This is a genomic window from Rhodanobacter sp. DHG33 (assembly GCF_014843005.1).
Taxonomy (GTDB): Bacteria; Pseudomonadota; Gammaproteobacteria; order Xanthomonadales; family Rhodanobacteraceae; genus Rhodanobacter_A.
Genome location: NZ_JACYXM010000006.1, coordinates 1 through 15,509, shown reverse-complemented (window position 1 = coordinate 15,509; position 15,509 = coordinate 1). Strand labels below are relative to the sequence as shown.

13 protein-coding genes and 1 tRNA gene are annotated in these 15,509 nt (G+C 64.7%); 3 read left to right on the top strand and 11 right to left on the bottom strand.

Translation table 11 applies throughout. The features are described from left to right. Positions 1-50: 50 nt before the first annotated feature. Entirely contained in the window at positions 51-1,283 is a 1,233-nt protein-coding gene (gene serA / locus IHE46_RS11730) for a phosphoglycerate dehydrogenase (RefSeq protein WP_192164837.1), read from the top strand. 45 nt (positions 1,284-1,328) lie between these two features. Here the strand turns inward: serA and IHE46_RS11725 are convergent, their stop codons facing one another. Then, positions 1,329-2,030, bottom strand: coding sequence for a hypothetical protein (locus tag IHE46_RS11725; RefSeq protein WP_192164836.1), 702 nt, complete (start codon positions 2,028-2,030; stop codon positions 1,329-1,331). Positions 2,031-2,422: 392 nt separating this feature from the next. Here IHE46_RS11725 and IHE46_RS11720 point away from each other — a divergent pair, with 392 nt between their 5' ends. After that, complete coding sequence (locus IHE46_RS11720; RefSeq protein ID WP_225563021.1) at positions 2,423-5,359, top strand: DUF5107 domain-containing protein; 2,937 nt, start codon at positions 2,423-2,425, stop codon at positions 5,357-5,359. A gap of 102 nt (positions 5,360-5,461) precedes the next feature. Here IHE46_RS11720 and IHE46_RS11715 read toward each other — a convergent pair. The 9 genes from IHE46_RS11715 to thrS all read right to left on the bottom strand — a co-directional run bounded on the left by IHE46_RS11715 (position 5,462) and on the right by thrS (position 13,102). Further along, positions 5,462-5,538, bottom strand: a tRNA-Pro gene (locus IHE46_RS11715). 88 nt (positions 5,539-5,626) lie between these two features. Further along, positions 5,627-5,983: a MerR family transcriptional regulator gene (locus IHE46_RS11710; protein WP_181301494.1), complete on the bottom strand. Its 357-nt coding sequence runs from the start codon at positions 5,981-5,983 to the stop codon at positions 5,627-5,629. Next, on the bottom strand, positions 5,964-6,263 hold the full coding sequence (locus IHE46_RS11705; RefSeq protein ID WP_192164834.1) for an integration host factor subunit alpha: 300 nt from the start codon (positions 6,261-6,263) through the stop codon (positions 5,964-5,966). Before IHE46_RS11705 ends, IHE46_RS11710 begins: the two co-directional genes overlap by 20 nt. A gap of 1 nt (position 6,264) precedes the next feature. Next, entirely contained in the window at positions 6,265-8,655 is a 2,391-nt protein-coding gene (gene pheT / locus IHE46_RS11700) for a phenylalanine--tRNA ligase subunit beta (protein ID WP_192164833.1), read from the bottom strand. Positions 8,656-8,674: 19 nt separating this feature from the next. Continuing rightward, the gene (gene pheS / locus IHE46_RS11695) at positions 8,675-9,670 is read right to left on the bottom strand and encodes a phenylalanine--tRNA ligase subunit alpha (protein WP_192164832.1); all 996 of its coding nucleotides are present in this window, start codon (positions 9,668-9,670) and stop codon (positions 8,675-8,677) included. A gap of 145 nt (positions 9,671-9,815) precedes the next feature. Continuing rightward, on the bottom strand, positions 9,816-10,175 hold the full coding sequence (gene rplT / locus IHE46_RS11690) for a 50S ribosomal protein L20 (RefSeq protein WP_077481450.1): 360 nt from the start codon (positions 10,173-10,175) through the stop codon (positions 9,816-9,818). A gap of 17 nt (positions 10,176-10,192) precedes the next feature. Next, entirely contained in the window at positions 10,193-10,390 is a 198-nt protein-coding gene (gene rpmI, locus IHE46_RS11685; protein WP_019467379.1) for a 50S ribosomal protein L35, read from the bottom strand. A 237-nt stretch (positions 10,391-10,627) separates the two neighbouring features. Continuing rightward, the gene (infC, locus tag IHE46_RS11680; protein ID WP_343230037.1) at positions 10,628-11,155 is read right to left on the bottom strand and encodes a translation initiation factor IF-3; all 528 of its coding nucleotides are present in this window, start codon (positions 11,153-11,155) and stop codon (positions 10,628-10,630) included. Positions 11,156-11,200: 45 nt separating this feature from the next. Next, positions 11,201-13,102: a threonine--tRNA ligase gene (gene thrS, locus IHE46_RS11675; RefSeq protein WP_192164831.1), complete on the bottom strand. Its 1,902-nt coding sequence runs from the start codon at positions 13,100-13,102 to the stop codon at positions 11,201-11,203. Positions 13,103-13,346: 244 nt separating this feature from the next. On the opposite strand from thrS, the gene IHE46_RS11670 reads away from it, so the two are divergent. Then, positions 13,347-14,354: an NAD-dependent epimerase gene (locus IHE46_RS11670; RefSeq protein ID WP_192164830.1), complete on the top strand. Its 1,008-nt coding sequence runs from the start codon at positions 13,347-13,349 to the stop codon at positions 14,352-14,354. A gap of 22 nt (positions 14,355-14,376) precedes the next feature. Here IHE46_RS11670 and IHE46_RS11665 read toward each other — a convergent pair whose 3' ends face one another. Beyond that, complete coding sequence (locus IHE46_RS11665; protein ID WP_192164829.1) at positions 14,377-14,826, bottom strand: CopD family protein; 450 nt, start codon at positions 14,824-14,826, stop codon at positions 14,377-14,379. Positions 14,827-15,509 lie beyond the last annotated feature (683 nt).

The window sequence follows — 15,509 nt, the reverse complement described above, 5'->3', positions numbered from 1 at the left end:
CGATGCCGCAATTCTGGCATAGTAGCAGTTCATTCCGCGCCGGAGCCCCCATGAAGACCTCGTTCCCACGGCAAGACATCAAAGTGCTGCTGTTGGAGGGCGTGAGTCGCACCGCGGTGGAGGTTTTCGAGCGCGCCGGCTACAGCAACATCGAATACCACGAGAAGTCGCTGCCCGAGGCGCAGCTGCTGGAGCGCATCGCCGATGCCCACATCGTGGGGCTGCGTTCGCGCACCCAGCTCACCGCCGAGGTGCTGCGCCATGCCAAGCGGCTGATCGCGGCAGGCTGCTTCTGCATCGGCACCAACCAGGTCGACCTGGGCGAGGCGGAGCGGCTGGGCGTGCCGGTGTTCAACGCGCCCTACTCCAACACGCGCAGCGTGGCCGAGCTGGTCATCGCCGAGGCCATCATGCTGTTGCGCGGCATCCCGCAGCGCAGTGCGCAGTGCCATCGCGGCGGCTGGAGCAAGTCCGCCGCCGGCAGCTACGAAGCGCGCGGCAAGGTGCTGGGCGTGATCGGCTACGGCCATATCGGCACCCAGGTGGGCGTGCTGGCCGAGAGCCTGGGCATGCGGGTGATCTTCCACGACGTGGAAACCAAGCTGGCGCTGGGCAACGCGCAGGCTGCCGCCGGCCTGCAGGACCTGCTGCAGCGTTCCGACGTGGTGACCCTGCACGTACCGGAAACGCCGGCCACCAAGTTGATGTTCGGCGCCAAGGAAATCGCCGCGATGCGCAAGGGCGCAGTGCTGATCAATGCTTCGCGCGGCAGCGTGGTGGAGATCGACGCGCTGGCCGAAGCGCTGCGCTCCGGACACGTCGCCGGTGCCGCGGTGGACGTGTTCCCGGTGGAGCCCAAGGGCAACGACGATCCGTTCGTGTCGCCACTGATCGGCCTGGACAACGTGATCCTCACTCCGCACATCGGCGGCAGCACGCTGGAGGCGCAGGACAACATCGGCATCGAGGTGGCCAGCAAGCTGGTGCGCTACAGCGACAACGGCTCCACCCTGTCCGCGGTGAACTTCCCCGAAGTGTCGCTGCCGGAACACCCGAAGAGCCGGCGCCTGCTGCACATCCACCGCAACGTGCCCGGCGTGCTGTCACGCATCAACGAACTGTTCTCCGCCGGCAACATCAACATCGATGCGCAGTTCCTGCAGACCGATGCGGAGCTGGGCTACGTGGTGATCGACGTGGCCGCCGACGAGGCGCAGTCGAACGCGCTCAAGGACAAGCTCGCGGCGATCCCGGGAACGCTGCGCAGCCGCGTGCTGTTCTGACCGAACCGCGATGCGCGGCATCGCGTGTCGCGGCATGGCCGTCGTTCAGCGGCTCGTGCGCTGCGGTGATTTCACCGCCCTGCTCGCCACCGCTTTTTTCACAGCCGCCTTCTTGGGTGCCGCCCCCGCAGCCTTGCGCGCCGCGCGCCGCCGTTCCGTCTCGTGTTGTTCGCGGAACGCGGCGGCATAGGCCTTCAGCTCGCCCTTGAGCTTCACGCCCAGCCCGGGCGCATGCTCCATGTGCTGCTCCATGCGCTGCAGCAGGTCGTAGTCGTGATAGTCGCGATAAGGCTTGAGGTCGAGGTCGGCCGGCACCTTCTGCAGGCGCTCGTCGCCGATCGACTTCACGTACTTCTGCATGAAGCGGTCGTAGGCCTTCCAGGTGACGCGCTGCGCGTTCACCGCGGCCTCCTCCGCGCGCGTGGCGATCTGGTGCGCATGCAGGTAGTGCAGGTCGAGCTGGTCGATCAGGGTTTTCTCGACTTCCTCGTGCAGGATGAGGAAGCGGTCCACCTCGATCGTGCGCCCGCGGAACACGAAGCTCTTCGGCAGGTGACGGTCGATGTAGATGGTCTTGCCGTCGCGGCTGTAGCCGGCGAGGTAGGGAATGTCGTGCTCGCGGTCGAGCTTCTTCACGCGGCGCAGGACCGCGTCCAGCGCGCGGTCCATCATCAATGCCGAGACGTACCAGTCGGGCGCTTTGAGCTTCTCGTGCGGCGCGTTCGGATGGCAGCTGTTCGACGACATGCGACATCTCCTTGTGGATGGGCCCGAGGCCGCAGCCTAGCCGGCCCGCACTGCAATTTCCTGCGCCTTTTGCAACGGACAGGGCAGCCCGTGGCAGGCATGGCCAATCGACTGCATGGCATCGGCACATTCGTGCAGCGACAAATACCTGAAGTCGTCATCCAATGACGGCGCCGATGATGTGAACCGCACCTTGGATGGCTCAAGGTACTTGCAACCATCATTCTTTCGTTTATATTCGATAAATATAGATTTACTTTCTTTTTATTCGAAAGCGGCAATAAATTTGCCGCCAAGGAAAGAAATAAAAGGAAGTTGCGCGCGAATCATGAGGGGGACGGATCAATGCTTCGAAGCATCAGAACCCAATGTGTGCACGGCTGTTTGCAGCCATGCGGCGGCTCGCGCCCCGCCGTCCAACCCCGGCTTCCTGTCTGTTCAATGCATTCCGACAGCCAGCTCGGCCCTGCTGCCGCGACGGCCACGCCATGGCGTGCGGTGCGGCGCCTGACTGGCGAGCAGGTCAATCGTCCCCACCCGGCATGGTGAAGGTAATGACGCGTTCTCGGTTGAGTCTTTGCATCCTCCTACTGCTGGGTTCGCTTTCGGCGCATGCCCAGGTTCGCGTCTGGCAAGGCCGGATGCCGCTTGCGGCATCGGAGGAAGGGCCGCCCGACGAGAACCCGCCCTTCGACATCTACGGCACCGCCAATTTCAGCTACCCGTACACGCTGCGCGAGGACGTGCGCAACACGGAAGCCAACCATCTCTGGCGCGCGCTTTTTCTCGAGAACGAATACCTGAAGTGCACGATCCTTCCCGACCTTGGCGGACACATCTACACGTGCGTCGACAAGATCAACGGCAAGCCGATGTTCTATGCCAACCCGACGCTGAAGAAGGCGCTGATCGGCTACCGCGGCGCATGGTCGGCCTTCGGCGTCGAGTTCAACTTTCCCGTATCGCACAACTGGGTTTCCCTTTCGCCCGTCGACTGGTCCTACGCCCAGGATCCGGACGGAAGCGCCTCGGTGACGATCGGCAACCGCGATCGCGTCTACGGCATGGAGTGGACGGTTCAGCTGGTCCTGCGCCCGGGCAGCACCGTGCTGGAAGAACGCGTGACGCTGTCCAATCCGAGCGAACTGCGGCACCGGTTCTACTGGTGGAACAACGCGGGCGTGCAGGTCCATGACGACTCGAAGATCTGGTACCCCATGCAGTTCACGGCCAGCCACGGCTTCAAGGACATCGACACCTGGCCGGTGAACGCGAAGGGCATGGACCTCAGCATCGTCGGCAACCACAAGGACGGCCCCGTGTCGCGCTTCGTCTACGGCAGCCGCGAACCCTTTATGGGCATCTACGACCCGGATACGGATGCCGGCGTCGTCCACTATGCCAACTACGCGGATCTGCCGGCGAAGAAGATCTGGACCTGGGGCACCGATGCGGATGGCCTCGCCTGGCGCCACGTGCTTTCGGACAACAACAGCGCGTATGCGGAAGTGCAGGCGGGACTTTTCCGCAACCAGGAAACCTACGGCTTTCTCCAGCCCGAACAGATCATCCACTTTTCCGAATACTGGATGCCGGTGCACGGGATCGGCGGCATCTCGCGCGCCAACTTGAATGGCGTCGTGTTCATGACAAGGACGCACGATGCTGCCGGGCATGCGGCATTGACGGTGGCCTTCAATGCCAACCGCCGGTTCCCCGATGCAAGCATCCGCATGCTCGACGGCACCAAAACAGTCTTCCGGGGAACGGCGACACTCGATCCGGCCCAGACCTGGCAACACACGTTCGACGACCTTTCTCCGGCGAAGAAATACACCTTCGTGCTCGAGAACGACAAACATGAAGTGCTCCTCGAACACACGGAAGACCAGTACGACTGGACTCCGCGCAACGAAGTAAAGACCGGCCCCCAGACGACCTATCAGCCACCCGATACGAGCGACGGCCTGCTCGAGCGCGGCACGAACGAAGAGCTCCAGGGCCAATTGATCGCTGCCCGGAAAACCTACGCGCAAGCGCTTGCGGCGGCGCCGGACAGCATGCCTCTCCTGAAGGCACAAGGGCGCCTGGACGTGAATCTGTTCCGCTTCGAAGATGCGTCGCGCCTGTTGATGCAGGTCGAGGATCGCGCCACCTGGGACGGCGAAACGCATTACTACCGCGGCATCGCGGAAGCCTTCCTCGATCATCCGCACGAGGCGCGCCTCGAGCTCGAGGCAGCCTACCGCGATCCGTCCTACCGGGCGGCAGCCGGCGTACTGCTGGCCGAGCTGCTCATCAAGGACAAGGATTTCGCGCAAGCACACGATGTGCTGACCCACGTATGCCACCCGGATACCGCCAACACGGTTGCCCAGCGCTGCATCGAAGACGTGGTGGCAGTGCGGCGCGCGCTGGGGCCGGCTGACCGCGCACGGCAGCTTGTAGCCACCGCGCTTGCCACCTATCCCACGAGCGATTTTCTGCGCAACGAGCAATCCATCCTGGGCCATCCGGACGCACAGCTCGACGCGCATCTCGCGGCCGACCCCGACCGGATTCTCGATCTGGTGATCCAGTACAACCGGCTGGGGCTTTATTCCGATGCTCTGGCGCTGCTCACCCGCCACTACCCGGCCGTGCCGGCCGACGAGTCCGAGCCGGGAACAGTGCCGCCCGACCGGAATCCATTGCTGGCCTACTACCGCGGGTATTGCCGCGAGCAGATGGGCCAATCCGGCGTGGCCGACTATCAGGCCGCTTCGCGCATGCCGTTGCGCTATGTGTTTCCCGAAAGGCGCGAAACGCTCCTGGTCCTTCGCGCGGCGCTTGCGCGGAATCCTTCCGACGCCTCCGCGCACTACCTCCTGGGAACGCTGCTGTTCTCCAAGGGCATCACCGATCAGGCCATCGCGGAATGGCGCCGCGCCGCGGCGCTCAGGCCCGATATTCCATCGCTGGATGCGAGCCTTGGCCGTGCGCTGCTGGAGATCGACCACGCGCCCTCGGACGCCGCCACCGTGTTCCAGCATGGATTCCAGGTCGATCCGGCCAACCCCGCGCTTTACACCGGCATGGACAAGGCCATGCGGCAAACGGGCAAATCGGCTGCCCAGCGCGTCGCCATGCTCGAGAAATTCCCTGCGGATGCGGACATGCCCACCGATCTGGTGCGCGCCCTGGTCAACGCATTGCGCGAGGACGGCAAGGACGATCAAGCCGACGCGTTGCTGGCGAAACATTTCCTGCCACGCAAGGAAGGCGCAGCACCGCTGGTGCCGGAATCCAAAGACAAGCCGGCAAACGTCACGACGCCTACGCATCCGTAATCCGACTGCGGGCGCACTCGACATCGCGAATAGCGCAGACAACAAAAAACCGCGCCTTGGCGCGGTTTCCGGGACATCTAGGATTGCCTAGAGTCATCCGATTGGTCGGGGCGGCCGGATTCGAACCGACGACCCTTTGCCCCCCAGGCAAATGCGCTACCAGGCTGCGCTACGCCCCGACTTTGACTCGAAAGGCGGCAACGTGGCCGCCTTTTGTGCTTCGCGATCATGCGATCGGAAAGCGCGAACTATAACAGAGGAATGCGCTCAGCGGCGCAGCAGGGCCAGAACTTCTTCCAGCTCCAGGCGCACCTGATGCACGATCTGGTGCGACATGCTCGCCTCGACACGCGCCTGCGGGCCTTCCAGCCGCGCACGCGCGCCGGTGATGGTGAAACCTTCGTCGTACAGCAGTGCGCGGATCTGACGGATCATCAGCACGTCGTGGCGCTGGTAGTAGCGACGGTTGCCGCGGCGCTTCACCGGGTTGAGCGCGGGGAACTCCTGCTCCCAGTAACGCAGCACGTGCGGCTTCACTCCGCACAGCTCGCCCACTTCGCCGATGGTGAAGTAGCGCTTGGCCGGGATGGGCGGCAGTTCGGTGTTATTCCCTTGGTCCAGCATAGCCCTCGACTCGCACCTTGAGTTTCTGCCCTGGCCGGAACGTCACCACCCGACGCGCCGAGATCGGAATCTCCTCGCCCGTCTTGGGATTGCGCCCCGGCCGCTGGTTCTTCTCGCGCAGGTCGAAATTGCCGAAACCCGACAGTTTCACCTGCTCCCCCTTCTCCAGTGCTTCACGGACCACCTCGAAACAAGCGTCCACGAATTCCTTGGCTTCACGCTTGTTGAGGCCCACGTCCAGGAAAAGCCGCTCGGCCATATCCGCCTTGGTCAGCGCCATCTCATCCTCGCAACTTTGCCTGGCATGTCTGTTCCAGTGCGGCAATCGCCTGCCGCACGCAACGGTCTGCGTCGTCGTCCACAAGCGTGCGGGAAGCATCCTGCAAAATCAAGCCCATAGCGATACTTTTTCGGCCCGCTTCGACCCCCTTGCCGCTATAACGGTCGAACAGGCGCAGCTCCTTCAGCACGCCACCGAGACTGCTGCGAACGGCCTCGCCGATCTGTGACCAGGTAACGTCTTCCGGCACCTCGACGGCAATGTCGCGGCGCACCATGGGAAAACGCGCCACCGGCTCCGCCCTGGGCAGGCGGCGGGCCAGCAGCGGCTCCAGCGCCAGTTCCAGCACGTGCACGTCCGGCCCCAGGTCCAGCGCCTTGGCCAGCTGCGGATGCAGGGCACCGAGCCAGCCAGCCGTCTTGCCGTCGCGGGCGAGCCGCGCGCCGCGGCCGGGATGGAGCCAGGGCGGCAGGTCGTCGGCGTGCACCGTCCAGCGCTCCGCCTCGCCGCCCCAGGCGAGCAAGGCATCGAGGTCGCCCTTGAGGTCGAAGAAATCCAGGGCGCGGGAGGGCTCGCCCCACTGCTCGGCATGCGCGTTGCCGCTGGCGACAATGGCCAGGCTGGGGGTTTCGACCGGGGGATTGCCCGCGGCGAACACGCGTGCGACTTCGAACAGGCGTACCCGCTCCTGCTGGCGCGCGCGGTTGTGGCGCAGCGCCTCCACCAGGCCCGGCAGCAGCGAGGGGCGCATCACCGCCAGATCGGCGGACAGCGGGTTGGCCAGCGGCACGCCTTGCCCTTCGAAACCCCAGCGCGCCAGCAGGTCGGCGGAGACGAAGGACAGGTTCACCGCCTCGAAATAGCCGCGGGCGGCGAGCTGCTCGCGCAGCGCCAGTTCGCCGATGCGCGCTTCCGGCTCGGAAGACAGCGCCAAGGCGCCCGCCGGCGTGGCGGTGGGAATGCGGTCGTAGCCGAAGATGCGCGCGACTTCCTCGACCAGGTCTTCCTCGCGCTCGATGTCGAAGCGTCGGCTGGGTGCGGTGACCCGCCAGCCCTCGGCCAGCGGCTCGACCTTCATGCCCAGCGCGGTGAAGATGCGCGCGACCTCGGCATCGGGCACGGCCAGGCCGAGCACGCGCACCAGCCTGGCACGCCGCAGCAGGATCGGTTGCGGCGCCTGCATCTGCCCGGGCAGCGTGACATCGAGCAACGGACCGGGTGTGCCGCCGGCGATGTCGAGGATCAGCCTGGTCGCGTACTCGATGGCGATGGGCGGCAGCTCGGGATCGACGCCGCGCTCGAAGCGATGCCCCGCGTCGGTGTGCATGCCGAGCCGGCGGCTGCGGCCGATGATGGCCGACGGAATCCAGTGCGCCGCTTCCAGGAACACGCTGACCGTGGTGTCGGTGACGCGCGTTTCGGCGCCGCCCATGATTCCGCCCAGGGCCACTGCACGCTCGCCCCTGCCGTCACGGCCGTCGGCGACGACGAGGAAATCACCGTCCAGCTCGACGGTGCGGCCGTCGAGCAGCGGCAGCGACTCGCCGGCACGCGCCGGACGCACGACGATGCCGCCTTCCAGCTTGTCCTTGTCGAAGGCGTGCATCGGCTGGCCCAGTTCCAGCATCACGTACTGGGTGACGTCGACCAGGAAGCTGATCGGACGCAGGCCGCTGCGGCGCAGGCGTTCGGCCATCCACACGGGCGTCGCCACGCGGGCGTCCACGCCATCGATCACGCGGCCGGCGAAGCGCGGCACGCGCGGGCCGGCCTCCAGGGCGATCTCCATCCCCACGTCGCTGCCAGCAGGCACCGGAGTCGCATCCAGCGGCTGCACCTCGCCACCCAGCGCGGCGGCGACGTCGAACGCGATGCCGCGCACGCTGAAGCAGTCGGCGCGGTTGGGCGTGAGCTTGATCTCGATGCTGGCGTCCGGCAGACCGAGGTAGGCTGCGAGCGGCGTGCCCACCGGGGCATCGGCCGGGAGTTCGAGCAGGCCCGAGGCATCCGGATCGATGCCCAGTTCCTTGGCCGAGCACAGCATGCCGGACGAGTCGACGCCGCGCAGCTTCGCCGCCTTGATGGCGATGCCGCCCGGAAGCACCGCACCGACCGTGGCCAACGGCGCCACCAGGCCTGCGCGCGCATTGGGGGCGCCGCAGACGATCTGCACGGTGCCGTTGCCCGTATCCACCTCGCACACCTGCAGGCGATCGGCCTCGGGGTGCTTTTGCGCGCTGACGATGCGCGCCACGACCACGCCGGCCAGCGAATCGCCCAGCGCGGCGACGTCTTCGACTTCCAGGCCGATGGCGGTCAGCGTCGCGGAAAGTTCGTCGCGCGACGCCTTGGTCGGCACATGCTGGCGCAGCCAGTTCTCGGAGAATTTCATGTCACGGTTCCTGCGGCGTTTAGGCGAACTGCTTGAGGAAGCGCAGGTCGTTCTCGAAGAACGCGCGCAGGTCGGAGACGCCGTAGCGCAGCATCGCGAAGCGCTCCACGCCCAGGCCGAAGGCGAAGCCGGTGTAGCGCTCCGGGTCGATGCCGCAGTTCGCCAGCACGTTCGGATGCACCATGCCGCAGCCCAGCACTTCCAGCCAGCGCGACTCGCCGTCCTTGGTCTCCCAGCGGATGTCCACTTCAGCCGAGGGCTCGGTGAAGGGGAAATAGCTGGGGCGGAAGCGCATCTCGAAATCGCGCTCGAAGAACGCACGGATGAACTCGGCCAGCGTGCCCTTGAGGTCGGCGAAGCTGGAGGTCTCGTCGACCAGCAGGCCTTCGATCTGGTGGAACATCGGCGAGTGCGTCTGGTCCGAATCGCTGCGGTACACCTTGCCCGGCGCGATGATGCGGATGGGCGGCTGGCGCCCCTTCATCGAACGGATCTGCACCGGCGAGGTATGCGTGCGCAGCAGCCGGCCGTCGCCGAAGTAGAAGGTGTCGTGCATCGCGCGCGCCGGATGGTGCGGCGGGAAATTCAGCGCCTCGAAGTTGTGCCAGTCGTCTTCGATCTCGGGGCCGTCGGCACGCTGGTAGCCCAGGCGCGCGAAGATCGCGGCGATGCGTTCCAGCGCGCGGGTGATCGGATGGATGCCGCCGCGCTCGCCGTCGCGGCCGGGCAGTGTGATGTCGATGGTTTCGGAAGCGAGGCGGCGATCGAGTTCGGCCTGCTCCAGCGCGGCCTTGCGCGCGGCCAGCGCATCGGCAAGGCGCTCCTTGACGCGGTTCACTTCGGCGCCGCGCGCCTTTTTTTCTTCCGGCGGCAACGAGCCCAGCGTCTTCAGCGCGGCGGTGACGATGCCGCTCTTGCCGAGCAGGCCCACGCGCAATGCTTCCAGCGCGTCCAGCGTATCGGCCTTGTCGATTTCAGCCTGCGCTTGAACGGCGCGGCTTTCCAAGTCGTCCATCAATGCGATCCCGGTTTGGAAGTCACAAATAAAAACGGGGAGGAGGCTTTAGGCCTCCTCCCCGCAGACGTTACGCGCATCCCCTGAAGAGTGCGGCCATGGATGGCCGCTTCTTGATCTCGGCGATCAAGGATGAGCGCACAGATTACGCTGCCAGTGCGGCCTTCGCCTTTTCCGCGATCGCACCAAACGCCTTGATGTCGTGCACGGCGATGTCGGCCAGCACCTTGCGGTCGACCGTGATGCCGGCCTTCAGCAGGCCGTTGATGAGGCGGCTGTAGGACAGGCCGAACTGACGGGCAGCAGCGTTGATACGCACGATCCACAGGGCGCGGAACTGGCGCTTCTTCTGCTTGCGGCCGATGTACGCGTACTGGCCGGCCTTGATGACGGCCTGGTTGGCTACGCGGAAAACCTTGCGGCGGGCGTTGTAGTAGCCCTTCGCGCGGCCAATGATCTTTTTGTGACGACGACGGGCGGTAACGCCACGCTTTACACGAGCCATGGTCTAGTCCTCCCGGTTCAGAGATACGGCAACATGCGAGCCACACCCTTGGTGTCGCACGCCTTGACGTGGTTGGTGGCGCGCAGGTTGCGCTTACGCTTGGTCGACTTCTTGGTCAGGATGTGCGACTTGAAGGCGTGACCGGCCTTGAACTTGCCCGAAGCGGTCTTGCGAAAACGCTTCGCGGCCGCCCGGTTGGTCTTGATCTTGGGCATGGGAATGCTCCTTGATGGGGTCGCTCTCTAATGAGAACAGCCCGGTTTCTGACTGATTCGGCGGCGACCGCAAGGCCGCGCTTTCCATCCTGCCGACATCGGTTCACGACCCTTCCTGGCGGGTCGAACTGCTAATTGTACGGGGAAAACGGGACTGGCGCCAGCCCGTGGCGCACATCCGGGCAGGGTGCCTGCCCTTGCCCCATGCGAAACGGCAGCCCGCAGGCCGCCGTCGCCTCACTGCTTCTTCTTGGGACCGATCATCATGACCATCTGGCGGCCTTCCAGACGCGGGAAGGATTCCACCTGGCCGTTCTCGCCGATGTCGGTCTGGATGCGCTTGGCCATTTCCTGGCCCAGGTCCTGGTGCGACATCTCGCGGCCGCGGAAGCGGATGGTGACCTTGACCTTGTCGCCTTCCTCGAGGAAGCGAAGCATGTTGCGCAGCTTGATCTCGTAGTCGCCCACGTCCGTGACCGGACGGAACTTCACTTCCTTGATCTCGACCTGCTTCTGCTTCTTCTTGGCGGCCTGGGCCTTCTTCTGGGCTTCGAACTTGAACTTGCCGTAGTCCATGATGCGGCAGACCGGCGGATCGCCGTTCGGCTGGATCTCGACCAGGTCCATCCCTGCTTCCTGCGCCAGAGCGAGCGCCTCGTCACGGGTGAGGATGCCCAGCTGCTCAGCATCGGCGCCGATCACGCGTACGCGTGGAACGCGGATTTCCAGGTTACGGCGATTACCCTTGTTGTCGGTGGTAGCGATACCACTATCCTCCAGAAGAAGTTTTGATTAGGCCGTGCAACGCCTTCAGCGCTGCGTTTCGGCCTGCAGTCGCCCGATGAAGTCGGCCAGCGGCATGCTGCCCAGATCCTCACCCGAACGAGTACGCACGGAAACGGCCCCCGCTTCCTTCTCGCGGTCACCGACCACCAGAAGATAAGGGATTTTCTGCAACGTATGCTCGCGGATTTTATAGCCGACCTTCTCATTGCGCAAATCGGCCTCTACGCGGAAACCTTTCTCGACAAGGGCTTGCGCCACGTCGCCGGCATATCCGGCCTGGGCGTCGGTGATGCTGAACACCGCGGCCTGCACCGGGGCCAGCCACGGCGGCAGCAGGCCGGCGTGGTGCTCGATCAGGATGCCGATGAAACGCTCCATCGAACCCACGATGGCCCGGTGCAGCATCACCGGATGCTGGCGCTGGCTGTGCTCGTCCACATACTCGGCCCCCAGGCGCTCAGGCATCATGAAGTCCACCTGCATGGTGCCAACCTGCCAGGCGCGGCCGATCGAGTCCTTCATGTGGTACTCGATCTTGGGGCCGTAGAAGGCACCCTCGCCCGGCAATTCCTCCCAGGCGACGCCAGCGGCACGCAGCGCGGCACGCAGCGCTTCCTCGGCCTTGTCCCATACCTCGTCCGAGCCGATGCGCTTGTCCGGACGCAGCGCGATCTTCAACGCGATGTTGTCGAAGCCGAAATCGGCATAGACCTGCATCGCCCGCCGGTGGAAGGCGGTGACCTCAGGCTCGATCTGCCCGGGCGTGCAGAAGACGTGGCCATCGTCCTGGGTGAACGCGCGCACGCGCATGATGCCGTGCAGCGCGCCGGAGGGTTCGTTGCGATGGCAGCCGCCGAATTCGCCATAGCGGATCGGCAGGTCGCGGTAGCTGTGCAGGCCGGAATTGAAGATCTGCACGTGGCCGGGGCAGTTCATCGGCTTCAGCGCGTAGGTGCGCTTCTCCGACTCGGTAAAGAACATGTTCTCGGCATAGTTGTCCCAGTGGCCAGACTTCTTCCACAGCGAGACATCCAGCACCTGCGGGCAGCGCACTTCCTGGTAGCCGCTCTTGCGGTAGACGCCGCGCATGTACTGCTCCACCTGCTGCCAGATCGCCCAGCCGCGCGGGTGCCAGAACACCATGCCGGGGCCTTCCTCCTGCTGGTGGAACAGGTCGAGTGCCTTGCCGATCTTGCGGTGGTCGCGCTTCTCGGCCTCCTCCAGCTGGTGCAGGTAGGCCTTGAGGTCCTTGTCGTTCAACCAGGCCGTGCCGTAGATGCGGGTCAGCATCGCGTTGTTGGAGTCGCCGCGCCAATACGCACCGGCCACCTTCATCAACTTGAAGGCGCGCAGCTTGCCCGTATTGGGCACGTGCGGGCCGCGGCACAGATCGGTGAACTCGCCCTGCGAATAGAGCGACAGCTCCTCGTTGGCCGGGATGCTCTCGATGATCTCCGCCTTGTACGCCTCGCCGATGCCGCGGAAGAACGCCACCGCGTCGTCGCGCGACTTCACGCTGCGCGTCACCGGCAGCGCTTCCTTGACGATCTTCTCCATCTCCACCTCGATCTTTGCCAGATCGTCGGGCGTGAACGGGCGCTCGTAGGCGAAGTCGTAATAGAAGCCGTTGTCGATCACCGGACCGATCGTGACCTGCGCCCCCGGATACAGGCGCTGCACCGCCTGCGCCAGCAGATGCGCGGTGGAGTGGCGCAGGATGTCCAGCGCCTCGGGGCTTTTCTCGGTGACGATCTCGAGGCTGGCGTCGCGGTCGATGGGGAAGCTGGCATCCACCAGCCTGCCGTCCACCTTGCCGGCCAAGGTGGCCTTGGCCAGGCCGGCGCCGATAGAGGCGGCCACGTCCTGCACGGACACGGGGTGGTCGAACGGGCGCTTGCTGCCGTCGGGTAGCGTGATCTCGATCATGGGAAAACGGATGCTCCGGAAACGAAAAAGGACGCCACAGCGTCCTTTCGACAAGGTAGGGCTAGGCGGAAATTCAAGGTGTTCGGTGGGTAGTGGACATGTCGCACACTCGGCCGGCACTTGCGCGCGGGCCACCTTGCCTCTGGGAAACCATGCTGGAAACGTAGTCTAGCGCCGCCCGCGCCGTCAATCGAGCCATGGTCGCAACGGCTACACTGTCGCCCTGCTCGCGAAGGAAGAAACCATGCGCATCCTCGTCACCGGCACCGCCGGTTTCATCGGCGCCGCCCTGGCCGAACGCCTGCTGGCGCGCGGTGACGAAGTGCTGGGCATCGATAATCACAACGATTACTACGATCCGGCGTTGAAGGAAGCCCGCCTCGCCCGTGTTGCCGGCCACGCCGGCTACACCCACCGCCGTGCCGATCTGGCCGACGCTGCCGCGATAAACGACGCGTTCGCCAGCTTCAAGCCGAAGCGCGTGGTGAACCTGGCCGCGCAAGCCGGCGTACGCTATTCGCTGAAGAATCCGCAGGCCTACGTGCAGAGCAACCTGGTCGGCTTCGGCAATATGCTCGAGGCCTGCCGCCATGGCGGCGTCGACCATCTGGTCTATGCGTCCTCCAGCTCGGTCTACGGCGCCAACCGCAAGCTGCCGTTCGCGGTGGAGGATGCGGTGGACCACCCGGTCAGCCTGTACGCCGCGACGAAAAAAGCCAACGAACTGATGGCGCACAGCTACAGCCATCTCTACGGCCTGCCCACCACCGGCCTGCGCTTTTTCACCGTGTACGGGCCGTGGGGCCGGCCGGATATGTCGCCGATGCTGTTCGCCGACCGCATCAGCCGCGGCGAAGCCATCGACGTGTTCAACTTCGGCAACCACAGCCGCGACTTCACCTACGTCGACGACATCGTGGAAGGCGTGATCCGCACGCTCGACCACCCTGCCGTGCCCGACCCGGCCTACGATGCGAAATCCCCGAACCCGGGCAGCTCGAACGCACCCTACCGCGTCTACAACATCGGCAATGACCAGCCGGTGCAACTGCTGCGCTTCATCGAGCTGCTGGAGCAACACCTGGGCCGCAGCGTGGAGAAGAACCTGCTGCCGATGCAGCCGGGCGATGTGCCCGACACCTGGGCCGACGTGTCGGCGCTGCGGCGCGACGTAGGCTACGCGCCAGGCACCTCCATCGAGGAGGGCGTGGAGCGCTTCGTGACGTGGTACCGCGGGTATTTCAACCGCTGAGCGGCCGCCGCACGGATCCGAGCTAGAAAGGCTTGGCCAACACCAGGAAGATCACGCCCAGCAGCAGCAGCACCGGCAGTTCGTTGAGCAGGCGCAGCGTCTTCGTGGACGGTAGCGCACCGCCCTGCTCGCAACGCTTGAGCAGGCGCCCCATCCAGACGAAATAGGCGAGCAGGACCGCCACCAGGGTCAGCTTGGCGTCGATCCAGTGCATGCCCGCAGTCACGTCGGGCAGTTTCGACGGAAACAGCCGCCAGCCCTGCCACAGCGTCAGGCCGAACAGGAACGCCATGCCGAACATGTTGTGGCCGAACTTGTACAGCCTCCGCCCCATCAGCAGCAGCCGCGCCTTCACAGCGGGCTCGTCGCCGGCCTCGGCGAGGTTCACCAGGATGCGCGGCAGGTAGAACACCGTGGCCACCCAGGCGATCACGAACAGTACGTGGAAGCTCTTGACCCACAGATAGACCATCGCAACGCTCCGGCTGCGGGGCGCCCGGCCCCAAAAGAAACGGCGCGAACCGGGGTTCGCGCCGTTGCATGGTATCTGGTGGGCGGTACAAGGATCGAACTTGTGACCCCTACCATGTCAAGGTGAAATTCACCCACCGCGAAACCCATGCGCGATGCGGGCTTCGGCGAAAATTCTAGCGTGTCGGCTACTCACATTCGGGTACATCGACATGCTTCGGGAAGTTGTACGGCGCAATGGTGCACTTTCCCACACACTCAATGCATGGCAACCATCGTCAAGACAATTTTAGGTAACTACAAGGCAGTGATCCGCAAGGCCCGATTCGGCATGCGGATGAAGGCCCCCCCTTTCCGCAAGATGGATGCAAAGGCTTGAGACGGAAGACCGAAAGCGAAATCAAGCATAGTGTTTGGCTGAACTGAAGCTACTAGTATCGTGGACAGGTCTAGCGTCTAGGCATTCGCGTGCCGAACCGGAGCGCATCCATGCTGGCATCATGGCCCTCTCTCGTTTTATCGGGCGCCGCTGTGGTTTTACGGAGCAAGCCCATATGCGCCTGCAGTCTCCATCCTAGGGAAGCAACATAGCCACCGCGGGGAGCGGTGTAAGGAGTGCTGGAAAGATACGGCGCGTCGGACATTCGAGGAACAGCATGAAGCAGAGCCATATCGAACGTTACC

Coding starts and splice junctions, on each gene's coding strand:
- serA (WP_192164837.1), top strand. CDS start 51: ATGAAGACCTCGTTCCCACGGCAAGACATCAAAGTGCTGCTGTTGGAG.
- IHE46_RS11725 (WP_192164836.1), bottom strand. CDS start 2,030: ATGTCGTCGAACAGCTGCCATCCGAACGCGCCGCACGAGAAGCTCAAA.
- IHE46_RS11720 (WP_225563021.1), top strand. CDS start 2,423: ATGCGGCGGCTCGCGCCCCGCCGTCCAACCCCGGCTTCCTGTCTGTTC.
- IHE46_RS11710 (WP_181301494.1), bottom strand. CDS start 5,983: ATGCTGGACCAAGGGAATAACACCGAACTGCCGCCCATCCCGGCCAAG.
- IHE46_RS11705 (WP_192164834.1), bottom strand. CDS start 6,263: ATGGCGCTGACCAAGGCGGATATGGCCGAGCGGCTTTTCCTGGACGTG.
- pheT (WP_192164833.1), bottom strand. CDS start 8,655: ATGAAATTCTCCGAGAACTGGCTGCGCCAGCATGTGCCGACCAAGGCG.
- pheS (WP_192164832.1), bottom strand. CDS start 9,670: ATGGACGACTTGGAAAGCCGCGCCGTTCAAGCGCAGGCTGAAATCGAC.
- rplT (WP_077481450.1), bottom strand. CDS start 10,175: ATGGCTCGTGTAAAGCGTGGCGTTACCGCCCGTCGTCGTCACAAAAAG.
- rpmI (WP_019467379.1), bottom strand. CDS start 10,390: ATGCCCAAGATCAAGACCAACCGGGCGGCCGCGAAGCGTTTTCGCAAG.
- thrS (WP_192164831.1), bottom strand. CDS start 13,102: ATGATCGAGATCACGCTACCCGACGGCAGCAAGCGCCCGTTCGACCAC.
- IHE46_RS11670 (WP_192164830.1), top strand. CDS start 13,347: ATGCGCATCCTCGTCACCGGCACCGCCGGTTTCATCGGCGCCGCCCTG.
- IHE46_RS11665 (WP_192164829.1), bottom strand. CDS start 14,826: ATGGTCTATCTGTGGGTCAAGAGCTTCCACGTACTGTTCGTGATCGCC.